The 606-nt window shown below is 65.2% G+C and carries 1 protein-coding gene; it reads right to left on the reverse strand.

Annotated elements, in window-relative coordinates:
• Positions 1-606, reverse strand: a 606-nt coding sequence (locus tag AABW11_RS20010) for an EF-Tu C-terminal domain-related protein (protein ID WP_340107104.1), incomplete at both ends; no start/stop codon positions are given.

Genomic DNA, 606 nt, shown 5'->3' on the forward strand with positions numbered 1-606 from the left:
GTCTATCGCGATCGGCGCGATCAGCTCGACCGACATCGTCACGTTGTCGCCCGGCATCACCATCTCCGTGCCTTCCGGCAGCGTCACCACGCCCGTCACGTCCGTCGTGCGGAAGTAAAACTGCGGGCGGTAGTTGGTGAAGAACGGCGTGTGACGGCCGCCCTCTTCCTTCGTCAGGATGTAGGCCTCCGCCGTGAAGTTCGTGTGCGGCGTGATCGAGCCCGGCTTGGCCAGAACCTGGCCGCGCTCCACGTCCTCACGTCCCACACCGCGCAGCAGCGCGCCGATGTTGTCGCCCGCCTCGCCCGAATCCAGCAGCTTGCGGAACATCTCAACGCCCGTGCAGGTCGTCTTCTGCGTCGCACGGATGCCGACGATCTCGACTTCGTCGCCCACCTTCACGATGCCGCTCTCAACGCGCCCCGTAACCACCGTGCCGCGGCCCGAAATCGAGAAAACGTCCTCGATCGGCATCAGGAACGGCTTGTCCTTCGGACGGTCCGGCTGCGGGATGTAGCTGTCGACAGCCTCCATCAGGCGCAGGATCGAGTCATGCCCGATGTCCGGCGTCTTGTCTTCCAGCGCCGCCAGCGCAGAGCCCTTCAC

Source organism: Rhodohalobacter sp. 8-1, from assembly GCF_038150125.1.
Classification (GTDB): Bacteria; Bacteroidota; Rhodothermia; order Balneolales; family Balneolaceae; genus SW132.